Genomic DNA, 25,052 nt, shown 5'->3' with positions numbered 1-25,052 from the left:
CGGCGGGGTGAGGTTTTTTTACTGTGCCACGTCTCCTTGTTCGTCTAGTTGATAACCCCTCTGCACCCCGTCAGAGCATCAAGGCGCTCCCCTTCTAAAGGACTTTTCATGACCGCTTCCAATACCGCAGAACGCCCAAGCCTGCGCTCGCAGCGCCTGAACCAGATCACTCACGTGCCGCACACCAAGCTGGATGCGCTGGTCAAGGCCCACGCCCCGTTTGAAACACAAGCCAACTTCGCGCGTTTTGTGGTCGCGCAATACCTGTTCCAATCGGAGCTGGTGGCGCTGTACAACGACCCGGAGTTGATCAAAATCGTGCCTGACCTGGCCGAGCGCTGCCGCGCCGACGCCGCCAAGCTGGACCTCGCCGACCTGCACACCGACGTGCCAGCTCCGGTCGCCGGCGCCGTAAACAACCCCGGCAAGGCCGAAGCCCTGGGCTGGCTGTTCGTGTCCGAAGGCTCCAAGCTGGGCGCCGCCTTCCTGATCAAACGCGCCGTGGGCCTGGGTCTCAGCGAAACCTTCGGCGCGCGCCACCTGGGCGAGCCAGCCGGTGGTCGCGCCGAAGGCTGGAAGCGCTTCACGCGTACCCTCGACGGCCTGCACTTCAACGCCGAGGAAGAAGCCGCAGTAGAAAAAGGTGCAATCGACGCGTTCGTGCGCTTCACCGTGCTGCTGGAACAGGCGTACGCTAAGCGCCCAGAACTGGCCTGATTCCCGGATTGAAACGCGGCCACCTGTGGGAGCAAACCCTCCCACATTGGGCTACTCTTTCAAATTGATTTTTTGATCCCTTTACATTGCCTAAGCCCATGACCCGCAACACCCAATCCAGCTCAAAAATCGCACGGGTCCTCTTTGGCCTGCTGGCCTATGTCAGCCTGGGCATTGGGTTGGTCGCGATTGTGATACCGGGTTTGCCCACCACCGAATTCATCCTGCTCGCCGCCTGGGCGGCGACCAAGAGCTCGCCGCGCCTCAGCGCCTGGCTGGAAAACCACCGGTTGTTCGGGCCGATCCTGTGCAACTGGCGCAATGGCAAAATCATCGCGCGACGCGCCAAAATCAGCGCCACCGTAAGCATGCTGCTGTGTGCCGGGTTGATGCTGGTGATGCTCAATCACGGCTGGCCGATCTACTTGGCGATTGCCGGCATGAGCCTCGGCAACCTGTGGATATGGTCCCGCCCGGAACGGCTTGCGGCCCATCCATAGCGTTGCATGCAGGCATTTAGCTACCGCTCATCGCCTTCTCCTCACGAAACATATTGTTACGCCGATGTTTCAGACATAGCGCCGAATGGACTTGGCTCGCCCTGCTTGCCCTTTAGAAAAGTCCAATCGCGAGTGACTCTATGTTCGACACCCTCTCTATCCGCCTGAAAATCGTGCTGCTGTCCGGCCTGTGCCTGTTGGGGGTGATCGCACTGATTGTCGGCATCAACCTGCACGAGGCCGATAAAAATAACCGCCTGGTCAGCGATTCAAGCTCGCGAATGCTCACCACCAGTGTGCAAAACCTGTTGCAAGCCAAAGCCGGCGAACAAGCGGTACAACTGCAAAAAAACTTTGGCGAAAACCTCGTCGCACTCACCGCCTTGGCCGACCAGATCAAGGGGCTGCGCATTACGGCCGCCAAACGTGGGTTGGACGCTGGCGCGCTGCGTGAAGAACTTAACCAAAGCCTGAAGACCGCCTTTGAACGCAACAACAAGGTACTCGGCATCTGGCTGTCATTTGAGCCCAATGCCCTGGATGGCAAGGACAGCGAGTTCGTTGACGACAAAGCCCGCGTTTCGAATCAGAGCGGCCGCTTCGCCAGCTACTGGAGTCGTGCGGGCGGCGATGGCCTGAACACCGTGATGGTCGAAGAAGACCTGACCAAAACCGCGCCCACTCCCAGCGGTACGCCCTACAACATTTGGTACACCTGCCCACGCGACACCCGCGCTACGTGCCTGCTGGAACCGTACGAAGACACGGTAGCCGGCAAACCGGTATTGATGACCACGATTTCCGTGCCATTGCAGGTGGACGGTAAGGTTATCGGCGTGGTGGGTGTCGACATCGCCCTCAACGCGCTGCAAGCCACCACTGACAACGCACAAAATGACCTGTTCGACGGGGCCGCGCATTTGGAGATTCTCTCCAGCAGCGGCGTGATCGCGGCCTACAGTGGCGAACCGGCCAGAGTCGGCAAAAACCTCAGCGACATCATTGGCGCTGAAGGCAAAGAGATCGTGCAACTGTTAGCCAACGATACGCGCAAGGTCCGCGAGCAGGACGACACCATTCGCGCGGTGTACCCGGTCAAGCCGATTGCCGATGCCAAGTCGTGGGGTGTGGTGATCAAGCTGTCAAAAGCCGTGATGCTGGCTGATACCGTAAAGCTGCAAGCGGTACTCAACCAGGCCCAAGACGCCGCCACGCTCAAGGCATTGCTGGTCGGCGCCGCTGCTGCCCTGTTGGGTTTGCTGTTGATCTGGCTGACCGCTACCGGCGTGACCCGCCCTATCAACAACGTGGCCGCGATGCTGAAGAATATCGCCAGCGGCGAAGGCGACCTCACCCAGCGCCTGACTTACGCCAAAAAAGACGAATTGGGCGAGTTGGCGAACTGGTTCAACCGCTTCCTCGACAAGCTGCAACCGACCATCGCGCAGATCAAGCAAAGCATCACCGAAGCGCGCGCCACGGCAGATCAATCCTCAGCCATCGCACGCCAGACCAGCGAAGGCATGCAGGTGCAGTTCCGCGAAATCGACCAGGTGGCCACCGCCTCTAATGAAATGAGCGCCACCGCGCATGACGTCGCCAGCAGCGCGTCGAACGCCGCCAGCGCGGCACGCGGCGCGGACCAGTCGGCACGTGAAGGCATGTCGATCATTGAACAGAGCACCCGCGACATCACCACGCTGGCTGAAGAAGTCAGCAAAGCGGTCACCGAAGTCGAGGCGCTGGCGGTTAACAGCGAGCAAATTGGCTCGGTGCTGGAAGTGATCCGCAGCATTGCCGAACAGACCAACCTGTTGGCGCTCAACGCCGCCATCGAAGCTGCGCGCGCAGGCGAAAGCGGGCGTGGTTTTGCGGTCGTGGCCGACGAGGTGCGCAACCTCGCCAAACGCACACAGGACTCCGTGGAAGAGATTCGCCTGGTGATCGAACGCATCCAAAGCGGCACGCGTGGCGTGGTTGCGACCATGCATTCCAGCCAACAGCAGGCCCAAAGCAATGCCGGGCAGATTCATCAAGCGGTGCAGGCGTTGGGCAAGATCAGTGATGCGGTGACGGTGATCAGCGACATGAACCTGCAAATCGCCAGCGCCGCCGAAGAACAAAGCGCCGTGGCCGAAGAGGTCAACCGCAACGTCTCGGCGATCCGCACCGTGACCGAAACCCTCACCGGGCAGGCTACCGAGTCAGCGGCTGTCAGTAGCCAACTCAACGCGTTGGCCAGCCAGCAGATGAAGTTGATGGATCAATTCAAGGTGTAAACCGGACTGCTGTGGCGAGGGGGGCTTGCGCCCTCGCCACAATCCTTTTAGAGCCCGGTCCAGGCCTTAACAAACGGCGCCAGCTGTTCTTTCGGCGCAGTACGCGGCGGGTTCTGCGGCGTGCCCAAATAGAGGAAGCCAATCACTTGCTCCTCCGCCGTCAACCCCAAGCCGTTGGCGACGTGGGCCGAGTAGGACAGTTCGCCAGTTCGCCACACCGCACCAATCCCTTGCGCATAAGCGGCCAGCAGAATGCCGTGGGCTGCACAGGCGGCCGCGAGTAACTGCTCGGATTTGGGCACTTTGAAGTGCTCCTGCAAACGCGCAATCACCACCACCACCAGCGGGGCACGCAGCGGGCCGTTCTGGGCCTTGTCGATGGCGGCTTGCGGGGCTTGGGCGTCGTGCAGGCGCGCAGCCTCGGCCAGCAGCGTGCCCATTTGCTCACGCGCGGCGCCTTCCACGGTCAGGAACCGCCAAGGGCGCAACTGCCCGTGGTCGGGCGCACGCATGGCGGCGGCGAACAGCACATCGCGCTGCTCTTGGGTCGGCGCCGGTTCCAGCAAACGCGGCACGGAAACACGGTTGAGCAAAGCGTCGAGAGCCTGCATTGGCCACCTCCAGAAAAAAATGTGAGGTCATTCTAGCGGGAATGAATCGGATTCCACCAAACGATAATTGCTCTTATTCAATCTGGCCCGCCCTGTTAGACTTTGCGGCCTGATTTTTCGCCTCCGCTCGGGAAACTCGATGTTCCGTTCGCTTTTTCGCCTGTCCGCAGCGTTGATGGCCTTGTGCCTGACCGCCTGCGACGACGCCCCGCGCTTCACCAAGGCAGAGCCCGGTGAAGCGCGAGCCGGCGGCGCGACGACCGTGAACAAGCGCGACCAGAATGCGTTTTCCCTGCCCTCGGCCAACCTTGCGCCCACGCGCCGCCTGGATTTCAGCGTCGGCAACAGTTTTTTTCGCAGCCCGTGGGTGATCGCGCCCTCCACCACCACAGCGCGCGACGGCCTCGGCCCGCTGTTCAACACCAACGCCTGCCAGAACTGCCACATCAAGGACGGCCGCGGCCACCCGCCGCTGCCCGATGCGCCCAACGCGGTGTCGATGCTGGTGCGCCTGTCGATCCCGGCGCCAGCATCGGATCTGCCGCACTACGCCAAGCTTATCGAGCAGATCGGCGTAGTGCCCGAGCCGGTTTACGGCGGGCAGTTGCAAGACATGGGCGTGCCTGGCGTAGTGCCCGAAGGCAAAGTGCGGGTCGACTACACGCCCGTCACTGTGACCTTCAAAGACGGCACTGTGGTTGAGCTGCGCAAGCCGGACCTGCAAATCACCCAACTCGGCTACGGCCCGATGCACCCGGATACACTTTTTTCTGCGCGCATCGCCCCGCCGATGATCGGCCTCGGCCTGCTCGAAGCAATTGCCGATGCCGATGTGCTGCGTAATACCAACCCTGAAACCGCCGATAAAGACGCCATCATCGGCCGCGCCAACTGGGTCTGGGATGACGCGCAGCACAAAAGCGTACTCGGGCGTTTTGGCTGGAAAGCCGGGCAACCCAACCTCAATCAACAAAATGTTCACGCGTTCTCTGGTGATATGGGCCTCACCACGTCGCTGAGACCGTTTGATGACTGCACCGACGCCCAGCTGGCCTGCAAACAGGCGCCCAATGGCAATGGCCCCGAGGGCGAACCGGAAGTCAGCGATAACATCCTGCGCCTGGTGCTGTTCTACACGCGCAACCTGGCGGTGCCGGCACGCCGTGGCGTCGACACGCCGCAGGTGCTGGCCGGGAAAAACCTGTTCTACCAAGCCGGTTGTCAGGGCTGCCACAAGCCGACCTTCACCACGCGGCAAATGCCGCCGAACCCGAACTGGCCAATCAGGTGATTCGCCCCTACAGCGACCTGTTGTTGCACGACATGGGCGCCGGCCTGGCCGACAACCGCAGCGAATTCAAGGCCACTGGCCGCGACTGGCGCACCCCGCCGTTGTGGGGCATTGGCCTGACGCAAACCGTCAGTGGTCACACGCAGTTTTTGCATGACGGCCGCGCCCGCAACCTGTTGGAAGCCGTGCTGTGGCATGGCGGTGAAGCGCAAGCGGCGCAGCAACATGTGTTGTCTTTTAATGCCGAGCAGCGCGCTGCGTTGTTGGCGTTCCTGAATTCTTTATAAGCTGTGCCCCACTTACAGAAGGGAGCTCGACATGTTCCGTCCCAAGTTGTTGTTCACCAGCCTGGCGGCCCTCGCCCTCGGCGCCTGCTCGCCGCAGGACCCGCAAGCGGTGACCTCGGCGGCCATCGCCAAGCAAGTGATCCTGCCGACCTACAGCCGCTGGGTTGACGCCGACCGTCAACTGGCGGTCAGCGCCCTCGCCTACTGCCAGGGCACTCAGAGCCTGGACACCGCCCGCGCCGACTTCCTCCACGCGCAAAAGGCCTGGGCCGAGTTGCAACCCTTGCTGATTGGCCCGCTGGCCGAGGGCAACCGCTCGTGGCAAGTGCAGTTCTGGCCGGACAAGAAAAACCTCGTGGGCCGTCAAGTCGAGCAACTGGTCAGCGCCCAGCCGCAAATCGATGCCGCCGCCCTGGCCAAGTCCAGCGTGGTGGTGCAGGGCCTGTCGGCCTACGAATACATTCTGTACGACGCCAAGACCGACATCGCCGAGCCAACCCAAAAGGCCCGTTACTGCCCACTGTTGATGGCCATCGGCGAGCGTCAGAAAGCCCTGGCTGAAGAGATTCTGGCGAGTTGGAACAGCACCGACGGCATGCTCGCGCAGATGACCACGTTTCCCAACCAGCGCTACGCCGATTCCCACGAAGCCATCGCCGATCTGTTGCGCGTACAAGTGACGGCACTCGACACCCTGAAGAAAAAGCTCGGCACGCCGATGGGCCGCCAGACCAAGGGCATTCCGCAACCGTTCCAGGCCGATGCATGGCGCAGCCAATCGTCCCTGCAAAGCCTGCAAGCCAGCCTCGCGGCGGCCCAGACCGTGTGGGCCGGGGTCGACAACAAAGGCCTGCGCGGCCTGTTGCCGTCGGACCAGAAACCCTTGGCTGACAAGATCGACGCCGCGTATGCCGCCTCCCTGAAACTGTTCGCCAGCACCCAACGCACCCTCAACGAATTGTTGGCCGACGATGCCGGGCGCCAGCAACTCAACGACCTCTATGACAGCCTTAACGTCGTCCACCGCCTGCACGAAGGTGAGTTGGCCAAGGCGCTGGGCATCCAACTGGGCTTTAACGCCAACGACGGTGACTGATGATGCTCAGGCGACAGGCTTTGGCCGTTGGCAGCGTGCTGCTCAGTGCACTCACATTGGGTGGCTGGACGCTTTTCAAGCAAAAGGACAAAGGCCCGCTGCTGCTGTCGGCGCGCGATGACGCCGACGGCAAGCACTACGCCGTCGGCTTCCGCCTGGACGGCAAACGTGTGTTTGCCACCGAAGTTGGCCAGCGCTGTCATGACATCATCAACCACCCGACGCTGCCGATTGCGCTGTTCGTCGCCCGGCGCCCAGGCACCGAGAGTTACCTGATCAACCTGCGGGATGGCGCGCTGCTGCAAACCATCACCTCTAAGCCTAATCGCCATTTTTACGGGCACGCGGTCATTCACAAAAGCGGCGACTGGCTGTACGCCACCGAGAACGACACGTCTGACCCTGGTCGCGGCTTGCTCGGCGTATACCGGTTCGAGGGCGAACGGCTGGTGCACAGCGGCGAAATATCTACCCACGGCATTGGGCCACATCAAGTGTCGTGGATGCCCGATGGCGAAACCCTGGTGGTGGCCAACGGCGGCATTCGCACCGAGGCTGAAAGCCGTGTGGAGATGAACCTCAACGCCATGGAGCCAAGCCTGGTGCTGATGCAACGTGACGGCACGCTGATCAGCAAGGAGACGTTGGGCCAGCAGATGAACAGCGTGCGTCATATGGGAATCGCCAGCGATGGCACCATTCTTACCGGGCAGCAGTTCATGGGGCCGTCGCAGGAGCGTTCCGAGTTGCTTGCGATCAAGCGGCCGGGGCAGCCGTTTGTGGCGTTTGCGGTGGCGGACGCGCAGTTGCAGGCGATGGGGCACTACACCGCCAGCGTCGCGGTGCACAGTGAATTGCGGCTGGTGGCGTTGACTGCGCCACGCGGCAATCGTTTTTTTATCTGGGACATGGACAGTGGTGAGTTGCGGCTGGATGGGCCTTTGCCCGACTGTGCCGGCGTCGGCGCGGTCGAGGATGGGTTTGTGGTGACTTCAGGGCAAGGCCGTTGCCGCTTTTACGATTGTCGCCAGACAGCGCTGGTGGCGAAGCCATTGGAGTTGCCATCGGGGTTTTGGGATAACCATCTGCATCTGGTCTGACGGCATCCTTTACCCCAGCCAAAAAAAAGGCCTCGCATCGCAAGGCCTTTTCAGGGGGTTTGAATCTTCAACGCTTTAATCAACTCTGCGGCCGCATGCCTTGAGACATACCGAACATGAACAACAACAAGTCATGATCAGGCTGGGCCGCCACACTGGCCTTGGCGATGCGCGGCAGCAGGCATTGCCCACCACCCTGCGCCGCACTGAGCACTTGTGTGCGAGGTTGTTCCCACGCCGCCAGGGCGAGGGCTGCAACGCCCAACGCCCCGACCAGAAACAAACCTCGTGCTGTTTCTAGCTTCATCTGGTTAAACCCTTGATAGCGCTGCCAAACGCCGTCTCATAAAAGTAGCTCAGTTTTTTCCAGTCGGTATCATTCCACGACGAATGGCGGCGCAGTTGCAGCATGTCGTGGGAGGCCGCGCGATAAGCGGTCAAACGCTGACGGCACTTCTCGAAATCCAATAACGCGACTTCCACGTTGGCCGAATCGCGCTCGCCGGTTACGCGTACAAAAATATGCTTGATGTAGAGGCAGCCATGCTGCCAGCGGCCCTTGTGCATACGTGCAAGGGTGCCCGCCAACTCTTTCAGTACACGCTCGTGTACCTGCTCGCCATACTGCTCACGGCCACCTGCGGCGTACCAGTTTTCGATTTCGTCGAAACCGTCGAGGGACGCGGTTACCAACAGCGCTTTCCATTGGTGCTCAGGGTCGCGACGCGCCTCGCAAAACACCAATTCCGGCACACGTACATCCAGTGAACGCAGGCCTTTCAGGGCATCGCGTTCACGCAACACGGTCGGGCGACCAAACGGGTGCAGCCAACTGCGGTAGATATGGCCGGTCTGGCGCTTGCAATAGAGCAAACGACCATTTGGGCTCTTCACGCGTTGCACACCGCTTTCACCACCACGTCGACGATTGGGTTCTTCGACCCACTCGCCCTGCTGGCGCCAAAAAAAATCAAATCGTTCTTCGGGAGCTACATGACTGCCAACTGCGCACTCAATTGCCATCCTGTTACCTCTTGCGCAAGACATAAACTCGCCACATGGCGTAGAGCGGTATGAAGTCCAGGGATTCCTGAACACGGAAACCGGCCTGCTCAAACTCTGCCTCGACAGTAGCAGCCGGTAACACGAACCGGTTTTGGTAACCTTCCTGCTCACCTTTATTACGACGTTTCACTTCGGCACGCTTGCGTTTCCAGGCCTTGAAATTGCCATCTACCCACAGCGAAAGAATCACGCTGTCACGCGTAACTCGCTGAAATTCCCGCAATATCGTCAGTCTATGCGCCGGGTCACCAATATGGTGCATCAAGCGCATACAAAAAATGCTGTCGACCGAATTATCGGGCAAATCGATATCGAAGGCAGATGTTTGCAAAGGCCGTACCCGTTTCACCACATCGGCAGGCTGAGCGGTGGTTGCGACCTTTAACATCGATGCCGAATTATCGGCGCCGATAATCACACGGTTGGGCTTTTCAGCCAACAGCGGCCAAAAACGTCCGGCCCCGCAGGGCAGGTCCAACACCAGGCCAGGTTCGCCAGCCATGGCCAGCGCACCGCGTGCCAGTTGCTCGTCGCGCTTGTGGGACAACCGGCGAGCCAGATTGTCCTGATGTTTGAGCAAATAATTCTGCGCGTGCTGATCGTCGTACTTTTCAGAAAAATCGAGCTTGATCGGGGTAGGCATCAACGGATCTCCAGTAGCTGATGCCTACAACCTTAAGCAGCAAACTGTGATCAACAGGTCAACTCGTTGTGAAAATCTTGTCCTGTCCAATCTCATACATTTCAAGACTTTACAGACACAAGCGGTGGCATGGGGCCATCTTCGCCGAAAAACGCGGCATCTGCCACAGGGTAGTGGCAGGGTGTACGTTCAGGGGTTGACCTGGCTCAACTCGACGTGAAAACGGCAGCCGTTAGGCTCCATGTTACTCAGGCTGACGCTCCAGCCCTGGCTTTCGCAGATCCGTTGTACCAGCGACAGGCCAAGGCCCAGGCCTTCACCGCGTTTTTCGCTGCCGCGTACGAAAGGCTCGAACATCGCTTCACGCTTGTCTTCGGGAATACCCACGCCGGAGTCTTCCACCACAAAACCGCTGGGTTCGAGGGTCAAGCGGATAAACCCGTGTTCGGTGTAATGCAGGGCGTTGCGCAGCAAGTTGCCCATCACCGCGTGCAAGAAGGTGGTGTTGTAGCGGGTATCCAGCGGCGCACCCGGCTGGTAAATCAGTTCGAGGCCCTTTTGCTTAACAGGCTCGCGCCAGATGCCGAGTAAGTCCTCTGCCACCTGCGTCAACGTGACTTGGGCCGACATCGCCGAATCATCATGTTTGGCGCGGGCCAGCATCAGGAACGTTTGCACCAGTTCACGCATCTCTTCGCAGGCACGGGCAATCCGTTCGACTTGGTTACGGCCGCGCTGATCAATCGCCGGGTTTTCCAACAGCAGTTCGCATGAACTGGCCAGCACCATCAACGGCGTGCGCAATTCGTGGCTGACGTCACTGGTAAACAATTGCTCGCGAGACAACGCCTGGCGCAAGCGGCCCAGCGTGGCGTCGAAGGCCACCGCCAGCTCGCCGACTTCATCGGCCGCGTAATCCGGCGCCAGCGGCGGCGCCAACCCCAGCAACTGATCGCGATGACGCACCTGGCGGGCCAGGCGCACAACCGGAGCCATCACCTTGCGCGCAAGCACCCATCCGAGGAACACCGCCAGCGCCAAGCTGAGCACGAAGCCCACCAGCACCACGGCAAACAGAACGCGCTCGCGCTCTTCGAAATCACTTTGGTCCTGCAACAGCACATAGCGCCGACCATCCACCACTTCAACCATGGCGTGGTACGACAGCGCCTCGCGAAACACTTCATGAAAACCCGGTTCGAGGTGGCGCAGATCTTTGGGCAGCTCGAAATCGCCACGCCCGCCGCTGAAATAGAACAGTTGATCCGGCTCCGGGCGATGGCTCCAGTCCTCAACGCTGTCCATCAACAGCAGGCGTTGCAAGTCGCCACCGAGGCCCGCCGAGATCAGTTTTTCTTCCACCAGGTGCACGGTGGCAACGATGCCCATGGCGAACGCCCCCGCCACCAGCGCACTCATCAAGGCAAAGGCGATGATGATCCGCTGGGCAAGGCTTTGCTTAAACTCCATCTCGACCCTCGGCCAGGCGATAACCCACACCGTGCACGGTTTGCAGCAGTGGTTTGGCGAAAGGCTTATCGATGACCTGGCGCAATTGGTGAACATGGCTGCGCAGGCTGTCACTGTCCGGGCAGTCATCGCCCCACAGCGCTTCCTCAAGAATTTCGCGACGCAGCACGTGCGGGCTCTTCTGCATCAACACCGCGAGCAGTTTCAGGCCCACCGGGTTGAGCTTGAGCAGGCGCCCTTCGCGGGTGACTTCGAGCGTATCAAGGTCGTAGGTCAAGTCGCCAACTTGCAGGGCACGGCGCCCGCCGCCTTGGGCACGGCGCAGCACCGCTTCGATGCGGGCGGCCAGTTCCGACAAGGCAAACGGTTTCAGCAGGTAATCATCAGCGCCGGACTTGAAGCCCTGCAGCCGGTCGTCCAGTTGGTCGCGGGCGGTGAGCATGATCACCGGCGTGTCGCGGCGCGCGTCCTCACGCAGGCGTTTGCACAAGGTGTAGCCGTCAATGCCAGGCAGCATGATGTCGAGCACGATCAAGTCGTAATGCTCGGTGGCGGCCAGGTGCAGGCCCGACAAACCGTCCTGCGCACAGTCGACGGTGTAGCCTTTTAGCCCCAGGTAATCGGCCAGATTGGCCAGAATATCGCGGTTGTCTTCAACCAATAAAATTCGCATGGGCAGTGTCTCCGTACGCGGTAGCCGCCGTGTTGGCTCGCGCAGCTTAAGGCCAAGCGGGGCTCAGGGATAGACCTCAAAGGCCCGCCGATACAGGTTTTCAACCAATCGTACAAACCAACAAGTTTTTCACTATAGCTTCACAAACTGACTACAGTGTCAGGCCGAAGATCACCGCCCATCGATATAAGGAACATGGACATGGGGTTTCTCAAAACTGCGCCTATGCGCTTTCTGCTGCTCGTCACCAGCACCTGGCTGGTTATTTTCCTGCTCACGCGCAGCGTGCTGCTGATCACCCACCTCAACGAAGTAGACGGCAACCTGCTGCCGGTGTTTGGCGTCGGCTTGCTGTATGACCTGGGTTTTTTGGCCTATGCAGCGTTGCCGCTGGGCCTGTATTTACTGCTCTGCCCGCCCGCGTTGTGGCGCCGCCGTGGCCATCGCTGGTTCCTGCAAGCGGTACTCAGCGTCAGCCTGTTCGCGATGCTGTTTACCTCGGTGGCCGAATGGCTGTTCTGGGATGAGTTCGGCGTGCGCTTCAACTTTATTGCCGTCGACTACCTGGTGTACTCCAATGAGGTGCTGAACAACCTGCTGGAGTCGTACCCGATCGGCAAACTGCTGAGCCTGCTGGCGATGCTCGCAATTGTCTTGAGCCTGGCACTGCGCAAACCTTTTAATGCCGCGATGAGCGCGCCGTTGCCGCCGATGCGTGGTCGCCTGTTGAGCGCCCTGAGCCTGCTGGTGGTCGCTGGCCTCAGCCTGCAACTGATCAGCCAGGACAGCCCGCGTGCCCAAGGCGGTAACGCCTACAAAAACGAACTGGCAAGCAACGGCCCGTATCAGTTTTTCGCGGCCTTCCGCAACAACGAGCTCGATTACACGCAGTTTTACAAAAGCCTGCCGGACGCGGTGGTCGCCAAGCAAATACGCGCTGAACTCAGCGAACCGAATGCTCGTTTCATCGGCACAGACCCGCTGGACATTCGCCGCGCCATTGATAACCCGGGCACGCTGCGCAAACCCAACATCGTGCTGGTGACCATCGAAAGTTTCAGCGCCAAATACATGGGCAGCAATGGCGACGGGCGCAACCTTACGCCCAACCTCGACGCCCTGCGCAAACAGAGCCTGTACTTCAATAACTTCTATGCCACCGGCACCCGCACGGACCGAGGCCTGGAGGCGATTACGCTGGCGATTCCGCCTACGCCTGGCCGCTCAATCGTCAAGCGCATTGGCCGTGAAAGCGGTTTCGCCAGCCTCGGCCAACAACTCGGCGCCATCGGCTACGACAGCGTGTTCGTCTACGGCGGGCGCGGCTACTTCGACAACATGAACGCGTTTTTCAGCGGTAACGGTTACCGGGTCGTAGACCAGAGCAGCGTGCCTGAAGCAGAAATCTCCTTCAAAAACGCGTGGGGCATGGCCGATGAAGACCTCTACCGGCAAACCCTGAAACTGGCCGACGCTGATTACGCCAAGCAGCAGCCGTTCTTGCTGCAACTGATGACCACCTCCAACCATCGCCCCTACACCTACCCGGACGGGCGCATCGATATAAAGTCCGGCAATGGCCGTGATGGCGCGGTGAAATACACCGACCACGCGATCGGCGAGTTCCTTGACGCAGCACGCCAGAAGCCGTGGTTCGATAACACGATTTTCGTGTTTGTCGCCGACCACACCGCCGGCAGCGCGGGCAAGGAAGACCTGCCAATCGAGAACTACCAGATCCCGCTGTTCATCTATGCACCCAAGCTGATCAATGCGCGTGAAAGCGCGCAATTGGCCAGCCAGATCGACCTTGCGCCGACCTTGCTGGGCCTGATCAACCTGAGCTACGAGTCGACCTTCTTTGGCCGCAACCTGTTGCAAGACAACCCGCTGCCACCGCGCGTGGTGGTCGGCAACTACCAGCACCTGGGGTTGTTTGACGGCACCGACCTGGCGATTCTCAGCCCGCGCCAGGGCTTGCGTCGCCACGACCAAGCCTTGGGCGAAAGCCAGGAGCGACGGGTAGACAGCGATGACCCGTTGATACAACGCGCAATTACCTACTACCAGGCCGCCAGCTATGGCTTCAAGCAACAGTTGCTGAGCTGGAAAGCACAAAGGCCGCGGTGCCACAACTGAGCGAACGCTAAGGTCGCAGCCAGACGGCGCATAAAAAAACCCCGCCTGCATCACTGCAGGCGGGGTTTTTTAGTGCTGGGTAAGGCTGGCTTACATCATGCCGCCCATGCCACCCATGCCGCCCATGTCTGGCATACCGCCGCCAGCCGAGCCTTCAGCCTTAGGCTTGTCGGCAATCGCAGCTTCGGTGGTCAGGATCAGGCCACCGATGGAGGCTGCCGCTTGCAGCGCGGAACGGGTCACCTTGGTAGGGTCCAGGATGCCCATTTCGATCATGTCGCCGTAGACGCCAGTCGCAGCGTTGTAACCGTAGTTACCTTTGCCGTTCTTGACTTCGTTGACCACAACGCTCGGCTCGTCGCCGGAGTTGGCAGCGATCTGACGCAGCGGCGCTTCAACAGCGCGGCGCAGCACAGCGATACCAACGTCTTGATCGGCGTTGTCGCCTTTCAGACCGGTCAGGGCTTCCAGAGCACGGATCAGCGCAACGCCGCCGCCAGGTACCACGCCTTCTTCAACGGCTGCACGGGTTGCGTGCAGGGCGTCTTCAACGCGGGCCTTTTTCTCTTTCATTTCAACTTCGGAGCCAGCGCCAACCTTGATCACTGCAACGCCGCCGGACAGCTTGGCCAGACGCTCTTGCAGTTTTTCACGGTCGTAGTCGGACGAAGTTTCGGCAACCTGGGCACGGATCTGAGTGATGCGAGCCTGGATGTCTTGCTCTACGCCGGCACCGTCAACGATGATGGTGTTTTCTTTGGAGATGGTCACGCGCTTGGCGCTGCCCAGGTTTTCCAGGGTGGCGCTTTCCAGGCTCAGGCCGATCTCTTCGGAGATGACGGTACCGCCGGTCAGAACAGCGATGTCCTGCAGCATGGCCTTGCGACGGTCGCCGAAGCCTGGAGCCTTGACGGCTGCGACTTTAACGATGCCACGCATGTTGTTCACAACCAGCGTCGCCAGGGCTTCGCCTTCAACGTCTTCGGAAACGATCAGCAGTGGGCGGCCGGCTTTGGCAACGGCTTCCAGCACTGGCAGCATTTCGCGGATGTTCGAGATCTTTTTGTCGACCAGCAGGATCAGCGGGCTGTCCAGCTCGGCAACCATGGTCTCTGGCTTGTTGACGAAGTACGGGGACAGGTAGCCACGGTCGAACTGCATGCCTTCTACAACCGACAGTTCGTTTTCCAGGCCAGAGCCTTCTTCAACGGTGATCACGCCTTCTTTACCGACTTTTTCCATGGCTTCGGCAATGATGTCGCCGATGGAGCTGTCGGAGTTGGCGGAGATGGTGCCTACCTGAGCGATGGCCTTGGTGTCGGCGCAAGGCTTGGACAGGTTTTTCAGCTCGGCAACAACAGCGATGGTCGCCTTGTCGATGCCGCGCTTGAGGTCCATCGGGTTCATGCCGGCAGCGACGGCTTTGTAGCCTTCGTTGACGATAGCCTGAGCCAGAACGGTAGCGGTGGTAGTGCCGTCGCCTGCGTCATCGTTGGCACGGGAGGCAACGTCTTTGACCAGCTGCGCGCCCATGTTCTCGAAACGGTCTTCCAGTTCGATTTCTTTTGCGACCGAAACGCCGTCCTTGGTGATGGTCGGAGCGCCGAAGCTCTTCTCGATGATCACGTTACGGCCTTTTGGACCCAGGGTCGCTTTTACTGCGTCAGCCAGGACGTTAACACCGGTGAGCATTTTTTTACGGGCGGAGTCGCCGAATTTAACTTCTTTAGCAGCCATGATCGATAATCCTTAAATACTTTGGAGTAACGGGAAAATGAGCGGGAAAATCAGCCTTCCAGAACAGCCAGAATCTCGTTCTCAGCCATTACCAGCAGGTCTTCGCCGTCGATTTTCACCGTGTTGCTGCCGGAGTAAGGGCCAAATACAACCTTGTCACCGACTTTAACGGCCAGCGCACGCACTTCACCGTTTTCCAGAGTCTTGCCTGGGCCTGCAGCGACGATCACACCGTGGTTGGCTTTTTCAGCAGCCGAACCTGGCAGAACGATACCGCCAGCGGTTTTCTTTTCTTCTTCGCTGCGACGGATAACGACGCGGTCGTGCAGAGGACGAAGCTTGCTCATTGTCGATCTCTCCTAATTGTGTTTTTCATCGGCCGGTATCAGTACCGGCGGTTTGTATTCCGGCGGTGCCGGTCGCGCTTCGCCAAGCGAAACGCGGAAGTCTGTCTGGTGTCGCCACCAGAAACCTTGCGGTGACCGTTACATAAGGGCGTATGCGCCTATTACAAGGGGCCGCGGCGTAAATTTTTTGTGTTTTTGCGGTGGTTAAAAGCAACACGGCACCCGAAGGTGCCGTGCCAGTAAGCGGGTTATTTGCTGTCGCGGTGTTCGAACTCGCCTTCGATCACATCACCTTCACGCCCCAGCGGCTGGCGCGGCGCGGGGCCACCGCGCGGTTGCAGGTCATCGGCAAACGCACGCTGGCGAATAGCCGCCTCTTCGGCGCGTTTACGCATCTTGTTCGCCAGCACTTTGCGGGTGATCGGCAGCAGCATGACCAAACCGACAACGTCGCTGACAAAGCCCGGCAGAATCAACAGACCGCCCGCCAAAGCCATCATCAGGCCTTCAAGCATGGTCTGGGCTGGCAGTTCGCCGCGATTCAGGCTTTCACGCGCACGCAGCGCCGTGGCCAGGCCGGCGACACGCAGCACCAGAACGCCGAGCATCGAGCCGAGAATAATCAGCAGCAGCGCCGGGAAGAAGCCGATCGCGCTGCTGACTTTGACGAATACGAACAGCTCCAACACCGGGAACAGCAGAAAGAGCAATAAAAAAGGGCGCATCAAATGGTTCCTCAACGCAAGAATGCCTTGCCAGTCCACCTTAGATGACGTCGCCATTTCGTGAATTCAAGCGTTAGCGGCCTCTTTTTTCGGCCATGCCTCGGCGTGAGCCAATGAAACCAGGGCTTCGCGTACTTGTGTCGGCGTATTGCAAGGCGCGGCAAACGGCAGCCAATGCAAGGATTGATCGATACGCAGGTGCATGCCTTCGCTGTCGATACCGGCCAATTGAGCGGGTTGCCGGGCAGGCAAGCCCGTCAGCGCGACGTAATGCGCGATGGCCTTGGCGTGGTCGCTGTTCATGTGTTCGATCATGCTGCGCTCGACCTTGCCGGCAAACGGGTTGGCCAACGTTAGCTGGTCGACCCAGTGAATCGCGCCAAACCCGCCGATATAACGGTGACGTACCGGCTTGAGCACCCAGAAATCGAAATCGTGGGCCTTGTGATAGTTGGCCGAATCGGGAAAGTAGCGGTAATAACGCTCGGCGGCCGCTTCAATGGCGCCCGCGTCTTCGAGTTTTTCGGCTTCGGCCAAGTACGTCAAGCGCCCCACCGCTTGCACATCATCAGCCTCGCGCTCACCCACCAGCAGCGAACATTTGGGATCTTTTTGCAGGTTGTGGGTGTGTTGAGCGATGCGACTGATCAGGATAATCGGGCGGCCCTGATCGTCGAGGCAGTACGGCACCACCGACCCGAAGGGAAACCCCGGCATGGCTTTGGACAGTGTGGAGAGTGCCCCACGGTATTCCTTGAGCAGCAGCTCTCGGGCGTTTTTGGCAACGTGCGCGCTCAACGTATGACTCCTTGGGTATTGCACCGCCCATAGCCTGGGATGTCTATGGGAATCAATCTCAACACAAGGTAATCAATAAGCGCGCAGGTTGCCAGTGGCGGCCCGCGAGGTTTTGTCGGGTTTTATTACCAAGCCACGCCAAAGCCTGCGGTGTAGCGCGTCTTGCTCAAATTGCTTTGCGAGTCGCCACTGATGATGTCGCGTTCCGCCTTGAGGTTGAGTGACGCCCACTCGGTGACCTTGTAGCGCAGGCCCATTTCCGCATCCAGGGAGTAATCAGCCGGCCCGGCAAGTGGTTTGCCCACTTCACCGTTGGTGAAGAATTCGACCTTCTTGCCGATCAGGTAGCGGTTGTAGTTCCACTTCATGGCCAGGGAATAGAAGTTGGTCTTGCGGTCGTCGCTGTATTGGTAATCGGTGCGGTTGACCAGCGAGCCGAGGGAGAACGCGCCCAGCTCATCATCCCAGAACTGGTAGCCCGGGCCGGTACCGACGGTGCGCTGGCGAGACAGGTCTTCAACCTTGTCGCGCTTGTAGGTCAAGCGGCCTTGCCAGAACCAATGTTCGGTAAGGAAACGGTCCAGGTCATATTCCAGTGCCCAGTTGTCAGTCGTGGTCACATCATCCTGAAACTCGCGGTTGTACTCGCCCTGGCCGGTATGCCGCCATTGGCCATGACGCGCGGTAGTCTTGAAGTCGACATCGTAATCATTGGTGTCTTTATCGGCGCGCTTGTAGTCCAGCGCCATGTCGACATTGCCCTTCCACACCAGATCTTCAATAACCGGCTTGGGCTTGAGAATCTGCTGGATACTCGCCAACTCCACAGTCTTGGGCGCCTCGCCATTGGCCAGCACTACCTTGCCGTCATCCGCGGGTTTCAGCGATTTAGCCTTCTCGCCGGAATAAGCGTCCTGCCTGACCAATAACTCCTGGTCGCTTTCGAGGGTTTTGACCTGCTTCCAATCCACCGGAATCGCGCCGGCGTAATCGGTCTGGATCAGCAGTTTGCCACCGTCGAAGACCTTGATCTTGCCGGTCAGGCGGTCACCGTTCTTCAACCAGACGGTGTCAGCCATCAACGGCGTGGAGGCACTGAAAACAGCAAGGCACAACAGGGTTCTGGACAACATAAGCGGATTCGGGGCTCAAGTTTGACAAAAAGGGCAGCATTATCGTGTTAGATAACGTCTTAGCAACCACTGACTCAGGTATTTGTATTCGGTTCACTGCTCAGGAGCCTATTTACAGACGTTTCTTACACTTACGCAGACAATTTCAACGGATATACCCACAGTGAAGCAACCCGCAGAACCCCCGCAAAGCCCTGCCGACATCCGCCGCACGGCGCTCTACCTGACCCTGGCGCAAGTGCCCGCAGGTTGCGTGGTGAGCTATGGCGAGTTGGCACATCTCGCCGGGCTCGGCCGCGCCGCCCGCTGGGTCGGGCGTACGCTAAGCCAACTGCCCGAGGACACCCGCTTGCCCTGGCATCGGGTGCTGGGTGCCGGCGGTCGGATAAGTTTGCCGGTAGGCAGTGCCTCAGGCGACGAGCAACGTGCGCGTTTACGCGGCGAAGGTGTCAGTATCCTGAACAATCGCGTTGATATTCAGCGTCATGGCTGGCGCCCGGTAGAGCACAGCGGTTAGAGTGCGCGCTTTGTTTCCGCAAACCTGAGGCAGACTCCAGCCCATGCCCCGTAAAACCTGGCGCGCCGCGCTCGCCGCCTATGCCAGCCCCTCGACGTTGGTCCTGTTGTTGCTCGGCTTCGCCGCCGGCTTGCCTTACATGTTGGTGTTCTCGACGCTTTCGGTGTGGTTGCGTGAGGCCGGTGTGGCCCGCGAGACCATCGGCTATGCGAGCCTGATCGGTTTGGCCTACGCCTTTAAATGGGTCTGGTCGCCGCTGCTCGACCAATGGCGCCTGCCGCTGCTCGGTAAACTCGGACGCCGTCGTTCCTGGCTGGTACTGGCCCAGACGCTGGTGATCCTCGGGTTGATCGGCATGGGGTTCTGCGACCCGCAAAAACACCTGTCCTGGCTGATCGCCATTGCCGTAATTGTCGCGTTCGCTTCGGCCACGCAAGACATCGCGGTGGACGCCTATCGCCTGGAAATCGCCGACGACAGCCGCCAGGCTGCACTCGCCGCCAGCTATATGTCCGGCTATCGTATCGCCGCGCTGCTGGCCACGGCCGGTGCACTGTTTTTTGCCGAAGGCTTCGGCTCGACCGGTTTTAACTACAAACACTCGGCGTGGACCGGCACTTACGTGTTGTTCGGCCTGCTGATGATTCCGGCGCTGTTGACCACCCTGTTCATGCGCGAACCGAATGTGCCACTGCGCACCCAATTGCAGGCAGGTCGCTACACCTTCGTGCATCAGTTGGTTTCGGTGTTTGTGCTGATCGTGCTGCTGGTATCAGTCCCGGCGATGTTCACCCAGCTGTACAACACCGATTTCGCCAGCGTGCTGTTCCACGGCGTCAGCCTGTGGGAATTGCTGATGGAAGATCGCGCCTTCCTGCGCGCCATCCTCTATATCATCCTCACCGCGCTATGCCTGTCGGCCATGGGCCGTCGGGGTTTGGCGCCGGTATTAACGCCGGTCAACGACTTTATCCTGCGCTACCGCTGGCAGGCATTGCTGCTGCTCGGGCTGATTGCCACCTATCGCATGTCCGACACGGTGATGGGCGTGATGGCTAACGTGTTCTACATCGACCAGGGCTTTACCAAGGACCAGATCGCCGGAGTCAGCAAGATCTTCGGCCTGATCATGACCTTGCTCGGCGCCGGTATGGGCGGCCTGCTGATTGTGCGGTTCGGCATTTTGCCGATTCTGTTTATCGGCGGCATCGCCTCGGCCGGCACCAACCTGTTGTTCGTGATGCTCGCCGACATGGGCCCCGATCTGCAGATGCTGATCTTCACTATTTCCCTGGATAACTTCAGCTCGGGCCTGGCCACGTCGGCGTTTGTCGCCTACTTGTCGAGCCTGACCAACCTCAAGTTTTCCGCGACCCAATATGCACTGCTCAGCTCGATCATGCTGTTGCTGCCACGCTTGATAGGTGGGTATTCGGGCGTGATGGTAGAGAAGTTCGGTTACCACAATTTCTTCCTGATCACCTGCTTGCTGGGGCTGCCGACGTTGTTTCTGATTGCCTTGCACTGGTTTCAGGAAAACCGCCGAATTCGGCTGAATCCTCCCAAAGAAGACTGACACACCGCGTCAATGTGGGAGCCAGCTCCCACATACCCCTGTGCATTCTGATGCCTGTACTCCAGCAGCCAGCGCCCGTACAATCCCAAGTCATTTCAAGTCCAAGCAACCGACAACGGCCTACCATGCGTACCAGTCAATATTTGCTCGCCACACAGAAAGAAACGCCTTCCGACGCGGTCGTCATCAGCCACCAGCTGATGCTGCGCGCCGGCATGATCCGCAAACTGGCCTCCGGCCTGTACACCTGGCTGCCCATGGGCTTGAAGGTGATGCGCAAGGTCGAAGCGATCGTTCGCGAAGAGATGAACGCCGCCGGCTCTCTGGAAGTGTTGATGCCGAGCACCCAACCGGCTGAGCTGTGGCAGGAATCCGGGCGCTGGGAAGAGTACGGCCCCGAGTTGCTGCGCTTCAAGGATCGTCATGGCCGCGATTTCTGCGCCGGCCCGACCCATGAAGAGGTCATCACCGACCTGATGCGCAACGAGCTGAGCAGCTATAAACAGTTGCCGCTGAACCTGTATCAGATCCAGACCAAATTCCGTGACGAAATCCGCCCACGCTTCGGTTTGATGCGCGGCCGCGAATTCATCATGAAGGACGCCTATTCGTTCCACGCCGACCAGGCGTCCTTGCAGGTCACTTATGACCGCATGCACCAGGCCTACTGCAACGTGTTTACGCGCCTGGGCCTGAAATTCCGCCCGGTTGAAGCGGACAACGGCTCCATCGGCGGCGCCGGCTCCCACGAATTCCACGTGCTGGCAGAATCCGGCGAAGACGACATCGTATTCAGCAACGGTTCCGACTACGCGGCGAACATCGAGAAAGCCGAAGCGGTGCCACGCGAAACGTCGCGCCCTGCGCCGTCTGAAGAACTGCGCCTGGTAGACACGCCTGAGACCAAGACCATCGCGGCCCTGGTGGAAAAATTCAATCTGCCGATTGAAAAGACCATCAAGACCCTGATCGTGCGCGCCGAGGAAGAAGGCAAGCTGATCGCCCTGGTGATCCGTGGTGACCACGAACTCAACGAAATCAAAGCCGCCCAGCAGCCAGGCGTGGCCAGCCCGCTGGTGATGGCCAGCGATGCCGAACTGCGCGACGCCATCGGCGCAGGTGCCGGTTCCCTCGGCCCGCTGAACCTGCCGTTGCCGATCATCATCGACCGCTCGGTCGAGCTGATGAGCGATTTTGGTATCGGCGCGAACATCGACGACAAGCATTACTTCGGCGTGAACTGGGAGCGCGACCTGCCGGTTCCGACCGTGGCCGACCTGCGTAACGTCGTGGCCGGTGACCCTAGCCCGGACGGCAATGGCACGCTGGAAATCAAGCGCGGCATCGAAGTCGGGCACATCTTCCAGCTGGGCAACAAGTACAGCCAGGCGATGAATTGCAAAGTGCTGGGCGAGAACGGCAAGCCGGTCATCCTCGAAATGGGCTGCTACGGCATTGGCGTATCGCGCGTGGTTGCTGCTGCCATCGAGCAGAACAACGATGAGAACGGCATTATCTGGAGTGACACCCTGGCGCCGTTCCAAATCGCCCTGGTGCCGCTGCGTTATGAAACCGAGCAAGTACGCGAAGCCACCGACAAGCTGTATGCCGAACTGACGGCGGCCGGTTTTGAAGTGTTGCTGGATGACCGGGACAAGAAAACCAGCCCGGGCATCAAGTTCGCCGACATGGAACTGATTGGCATCCCGCACCGGATCGTGGTCAGTGACCGCGGCCTGGCCGATGGCAACCTGGAATACAAAAGCCGGACCGAAGCCAGCGCCCAACCGTTGCCGGTGGCTGACGTGCTGTCTTTCCTTCAGGCGCGTATTCGTCGCTGAAAACCAGATCAAGAGAAGTCATGTTCAAGCGAAACACCAGAGCCCTGGGGGGCGCCGCCTTGTGCGGCGCCCTGCTCGTCAGCGGCTGCGCCAACCAGATGTCGCAACGCAGTGAGCACGAGGAGCGGGTCGAGCGCAAATTGCTCGATCACAGCCTGCAAATAGATGTAGGTGAGCCCAAAGTGCTGGACCTGCCGCAACGCCGGGTGCGTATTCACGAACAAAAGACCTTTGAGGTCACCGAATTCGACGTCACCCGCCGTTACGATCGCTACACGCCCTACCAGCCCTGGCGCAAAGTCTATGAGATGCCGCTGGGCGCGGTCGCATTGGTGGCGGGCGCCGGAGCCAACGTGGCGAATATCTTCGCCCTCGGCAACCTGCCCACCAGCATGACCCACGACTGGCTGAGCTACGGCGTGGACGGCATCAACCCGTTCATGAACGTGCAATCCCACGGCCGTGCGCAACAGAACCTGGCGGGCATCGATGAAGTCCAGCGCGACAAGCGTGTGGAGTATTCGAGCCTGCCCTGGAGCGAACGCCCGGTACAGGTCACCGCCGGCAAGCAGACCCATGAGCTGACCACCGACCGCAACGGCGTACTGCGCCTGAACCTGTTGGACAGCCCGTTTGCCGAACAAGACCTGAACCGCGTCAGCACGCTGAAAATCAGTGTGGAAGATGGCCAGGACGACGTGCACACAGACTCAACCCTGGCGATCAGCAATACCCTGCGCGGCAAATTGCTGGAGGCCCACGGGCTGATCTACGACGACTTGGAAGACGACGAAGTCAACCAGTGGGTACACCGGGTCAAGCGCTTGGCTGAGTTGGGTCTGGAAGAAGAAGCCAGTGAACTGGAACAAAGCCTGATCGAACTGACGCGCAATGATCCCGAGTTGCAGCAGGAATTCCTGCAAGCACTGACCAAGGATGCAGGGCGATTGGTAGCGGACCCCGGCGCGCGCTGAGTGTTCAGCGCCGAGTAAACATCCAAATGTGGGAGTGGGCTCCCACCTTTTTGGGCTCCGGTTTTTACCAGCAGAACTCGAGCTGCTCGTTACCGCTGCTGAGGTCCAGCAACCTGACCCCAATCCCCAACAACCGAACCGGTTTGCCGCCGCGATTGAACGCTTGGGTCAACAGCTGTTGATAACTTTCCAGGTCGCGCCCTGCCCCGGCTTGCTCCAGCGTGGTCTGGGTAAAGTCATGAAACTTCACTTTGACAAACGGTTTGCCCGCGCGATAACTGCTGTCGATGCGCGCTATGCGCCCGGCGAGGGTTTCCATCAGTTCGGGCAACTTTGCCAGGCAGCTTGAGAGGTCCGGCAGGTCCACATCGTAGGTGTTTTCGACACTGATGGATTGCCGACGGCTGTCGTTCTGCACCACGCGGTCATCAATCCCACGGGCCAGGCTCCAAAGCCGTTCGCCAAAACTGCCGAACTCGCGCACCAGCGCCAGCTTGTTCCATTCGCGCAGTTGCAGGCAGTCTTCAATGCCCAGGCGCGCGAGCTTATCGGCGGTGACCTTGCCGACGCCATGCAGCTTCTTCACCGGCAACTGCGACACAAAATCTTCGATCTGATCGGGGGTGATCACAAACAGGCCGTTGGGCTTCTTCCAGTCGCTGGCGATCTTGGCCAGAAACTTGTTCGGCGCCACGCCCGCAGACACGGTGATATGCAACTGGTTGGAAACCCGACGGCGAATGTCTTGGGCAATACGCGTGGCACTGCCACCAAAATGCGGGCTGTCAGAAACATCCAGGTACGCTTCATCCAGCGACAACGGCTCGATCAGGTCGGTGTAGTCGCGAAAAATCGCCTGAATTTCCTTCGACGCTTCTTTATAAGCATCCATGCGCGGCTTGACGATGGTCAGGTCCGGGCACAGCTTCAAGGCGTGACGCGAGGACATGGCCGAGCGCACCCCGTAGGCTCGCGCCTCGTAGTTGCAGGTAGCGATCACGCCTCTGCGATCCGCCGAGCCGCCAACCGCCAATGGCTTTTGCGCCAGGTTGGGGTCGTCGCGCATCTCGATGGCGGCGTAGAAGCAATCACAGTCGACGTGGATGATTTTGCGCTGCGTCATATAAACGGGGGGTGTAATCCTACGGGCAGCCAGTATCGCACTCACCCCTGTATATAGCACCAGTAGTTTGAATCTTCCGTTTGAGCGGTAGGAAAACTCGCCGATGGATTTATTTTTTCAATCGAACCTGGACTACCGATAGAGCTGAAACCCTCGGCCCGACTGGCCCTGCGCCACTTCAGAGCCTGCTTTTCGGCGCTAACCGATTGAACCACAAGCGCTTTTCTTCAATTCACGGGTTGACACACCTGCGTTCCTCTGTAGAATGCCGACACACAGACGCGGGATGAGCAGTCTGGTAGCTCGTCGGGCTCATAACCCGAAGGTCGTCGGTTCAAATCCGGCTCCCGCAACCAAACATCAAAAAAGGCTACTCGAAAGAGTGGCCTTTTTTGTGCGACGTGGTTTTT

At 59.6% G+C, this 25,052-nt stretch carries 22 protein-coding genes, 1 tRNA gene and 2 pseudogenes; 13 read left to right on the top strand and 12 right to left on the bottom strand.

What is annotated here, in order from left to right; all coding sequences use genetic code 11:
- Positions 1-108 precede the first annotated feature (108 nt).
- From F0169_RS22190 to F0169_RS28530, 4 genes and pseudogenes are all read left to right on the top strand, one after another.
- Positions 109-717: a biliverdin-producing heme oxygenase gene (locus F0169_RS22190; RefSeq protein ID WP_122250643.1), complete on the top strand. Its 609-nt coding sequence runs from the start codon at positions 109-111 to the stop codon at positions 715-717.
- Positions 718-815: 98 nt separating this feature from the next.
- Positions 816-1,217 carry a YbaN family protein gene (locus F0169_RS22185; RefSeq protein WP_058414774.1) on the top strand — a complete coding sequence of 134 codons (402 nt, stop codon included), beginning with the start codon at positions 816-818 and terminating at the stop codon, positions 1,215-1,217.
- A gap of 140 nt (positions 1,218-1,357) precedes the next feature.
- Positions 1,358-2,638: pseudogene (locus tag F0169_RS28535) on the top strand (methyl-accepting chemotaxis protein); the annotation flags it as partial.
- Between the two features lie 102 nt (positions 2,639-2,740).
- Complete coding sequence (locus F0169_RS28530) at positions 2,741-3,496, top strand: methyl-accepting chemotaxis protein (protein ID WP_371918676.1); 756 nt, start codon at positions 2,741-2,743, stop codon at positions 3,494-3,496.
- Positions 3,497-3,543: 47 nt separating this feature from the next.
- Here F0169_RS28530 and F0169_RS22175 read toward each other — a convergent pair whose 3' ends face one another.
- Positions 3,544-4,107, bottom strand: a complete 564-nt coding sequence (locus tag F0169_RS22175) for an NAD(P)H nitroreductase (RefSeq protein ID WP_152747627.1) — start codon at positions 4,105-4,107, stop codon at positions 3,544-3,546.
- A 139-nt stretch (positions 4,108-4,246) separates the two neighbouring features.
- Here F0169_RS22175 and F0169_RS22170 point away from each other — a divergent pair.
- From F0169_RS22170 to F0169_RS22160, 3 genes and pseudogenes are all read left to right on the top strand, one after another.
- Positions 4,247-5,685: pseudogene (locus tag F0169_RS22170) on the top strand (di-heme oxidoreductase family protein).
- A 31-nt stretch (positions 5,686-5,716) separates the two neighbouring features.
- Positions 5,717-6,781, top strand: a complete 1,065-nt coding sequence (locus F0169_RS22165) for an imelysin family protein (RefSeq protein ID WP_099239853.1) — start codon at positions 5,717-5,719, stop codon at positions 6,779-6,781.
- A gap of 2 nt (positions 6,782-6,783) precedes the next feature.
- Positions 6,784-7,881: a DUF1513 domain-containing protein gene (locus F0169_RS22160; protein WP_152747634.1), complete on the top strand. Its 1,098-nt coding sequence runs from the start codon at positions 6,784-6,786 to the stop codon at positions 7,879-7,881.
- Between the two features lie 79 nt (positions 7,882-7,960).
- On the opposite strand, the gene F0169_RS22155 is transcribed toward F0169_RS22160, so the two are convergent.
- The 5 genes from F0169_RS22155 to colR all read right to left on the bottom strand — a co-directional run bounded on the left by F0169_RS22155 (position 7,961) and on the right by colR (position 11,732).
- Complete coding sequence (locus F0169_RS22155; RefSeq protein ID WP_058414780.1) at positions 7,961-8,188, bottom strand: hypothetical protein; 228 nt, start codon at positions 8,186-8,188, stop codon at positions 7,961-7,963.
- Entirely contained in the window at positions 8,185-8,904 is a 720-nt protein-coding gene (locus F0169_RS22150) for a lipopolysaccharide kinase InaA family protein (protein ID WP_058414781.1), read from the bottom strand. The genes F0169_RS22155 and F0169_RS22150 overlap by 4 nt, the downstream gene beginning before the upstream one ends.
- A gap of 4 nt (positions 8,905-8,908) precedes the next feature.
- Entirely contained in the window at positions 8,909-9,589 is a 681-nt protein-coding gene (locus F0169_RS22145; RefSeq protein WP_152747626.1) for a class I SAM-dependent methyltransferase, read from the bottom strand.
- Between the two features lie 189 nt (positions 9,590-9,778).
- A complete protein-coding gene (locus F0169_RS22140; RefSeq protein WP_122250650.1) occupies positions 9,779-11,059 on the bottom strand; it encodes a sensor histidine kinase in 1,281 nt (426 codons plus the stop codon).
- Positions 11,049-11,732: a two-component system response regulator ColR gene (gene colR, locus F0169_RS22135; protein WP_058414784.1), complete on the bottom strand. Its 684-nt coding sequence runs from the start codon at positions 11,730-11,732 to the stop codon at positions 11,049-11,051. Before colR ends, F0169_RS22140 begins: the two co-directional genes overlap by 11 nt.
- Positions 11,733-11,933: 201 nt before the next feature.
- On the opposite strand from colR, the gene F0169_RS22130 reads away from it, so the two are divergent.
- Positions 11,934-13,871: an LTA synthase family protein gene (locus F0169_RS22130; protein ID WP_152747625.1), complete on the top strand. Its 1,938-nt coding sequence runs from the start codon at positions 11,934-11,936 to the stop codon at positions 13,869-13,871.
- Positions 13,872-13,961: 90 nt separating this feature from the next.
- Here the strand turns inward: F0169_RS22130 and groL are convergent, their stop codons facing one another.
- The 5 genes from groL to F0169_RS22105 form a co-directional block, all read right to left on the bottom strand.
- Positions 13,962-15,608 (bottom strand): chaperonin GroEL, encoded by a 1,647-nt coding sequence (gene groL, locus F0169_RS22125; protein WP_058414786.1) that lies wholly within the window; start codon positions 15,606-15,608, stop codon positions 13,962-13,964.
- Between the two features lie 50 nt (positions 15,609-15,658).
- Positions 15,659-15,955, bottom strand: coding sequence for a co-chaperone GroES (locus F0169_RS22120; protein ID WP_058414787.1), 297 nt, complete (start codon positions 15,953-15,955; stop codon positions 15,659-15,661).
- A gap of 248 nt (positions 15,956-16,203) precedes the next feature.
- Positions 16,204-16,680 (bottom strand): FxsA family protein, encoded by a 477-nt coding sequence (locus F0169_RS22115; protein WP_058414788.1) that lies wholly within the window; start codon positions 16,678-16,680, stop codon positions 16,204-16,206.
- 66 nt (positions 16,681-16,746) lie between these two features.
- Entirely contained in the window at positions 16,747-17,478 is a 732-nt protein-coding gene (locus tag F0169_RS22110; protein WP_152747624.1) for a HugZ family pyridoxamine 5'-phosphate oxidase, read from the bottom strand.
- 125 nt (positions 17,479-17,603) lie between these two features.
- On the bottom strand, positions 17,604-18,611 hold the full coding sequence (locus F0169_RS22105; RefSeq protein WP_058414790.1) for a DUF481 domain-containing protein: 1,008 nt from the start codon (positions 18,609-18,611) through the stop codon (positions 17,604-17,606).
- A gap of 142 nt (positions 18,612-18,753) precedes the next feature.
- Here F0169_RS22105 and F0169_RS22100 point away from each other — a divergent pair, with 142 nt between their 5' ends.
- The 4 genes from F0169_RS22100 to F0169_RS22085 all read left to right on the top strand — a co-directional run bounded on the left by F0169_RS22100 (position 18,754) and on the right by F0169_RS22085 (position 23,519).
- On the top strand, positions 18,754-19,128 hold the full coding sequence (locus F0169_RS22100) for an MGMT family protein (protein ID WP_425274314.1): 375 nt from the start codon (positions 18,754-18,756) through the stop codon (positions 19,126-19,128).
- 43 nt (positions 19,129-19,171) lie between these two features.
- Positions 19,172-20,704: an AmpG family muropeptide MFS transporter gene (locus F0169_RS22095; protein WP_058414792.1), complete on the top strand. Its 1,533-nt coding sequence runs from the start codon at positions 19,172-19,174 to the stop codon at positions 20,702-20,704.
- A gap of 125 nt (positions 20,705-20,829) precedes the next feature.
- Complete coding sequence (locus F0169_RS22090; protein ID WP_152747623.1) at positions 20,830-22,545, top strand: proline--tRNA ligase; 1,716 nt, start codon at positions 20,830-20,832, stop codon at positions 22,543-22,545.
- Positions 22,546-22,565: 20 nt separating this feature from the next.
- On the top strand, positions 22,566-23,519 hold the full coding sequence (locus F0169_RS22085) for a hypothetical protein (RefSeq protein ID WP_152747622.1): 954 nt from the start codon (positions 22,566-22,568) through the stop codon (positions 23,517-23,519).
- A gap of 64 nt (positions 23,520-23,583) precedes the next feature.
- Here the strand turns inward: F0169_RS22085 and dinB are convergent, their stop codons facing one another.
- The gene (gene dinB / locus F0169_RS22080; RefSeq protein ID WP_058414795.1) at positions 23,584-24,642 is read right to left on the bottom strand and encodes a DNA polymerase IV; all 1,059 of its coding nucleotides are present in this window, start codon (positions 24,640-24,642) and stop codon (positions 23,584-23,586) included.
- A 280-nt stretch (positions 24,643-24,922) separates the two neighbouring features.
- On the opposite strand from dinB, the gene F0169_RS22075 reads away from it, so the two are divergent.
- Positions 24,923-24,998, top strand: a tRNA-Met gene (locus F0169_RS22075).
- The last annotated feature ends 54 nt before the right edge of the window (positions 24,999-25,052 follow it).

The sequence above is a fragment of the Pseudomonas kitaguniensis genome (genome assembly GCF_009296165.1).
Taxonomy (GTDB): Bacteria; Pseudomonadota; Gammaproteobacteria; order Pseudomonadales; family Pseudomonadaceae; genus Aquipseudomonas; species Aquipseudomonas kitaguniensis.
Note: the sequence above shows the minus strand (reverse complement) of the source record. Positions and strands in the feature narration are given on the sequence as shown.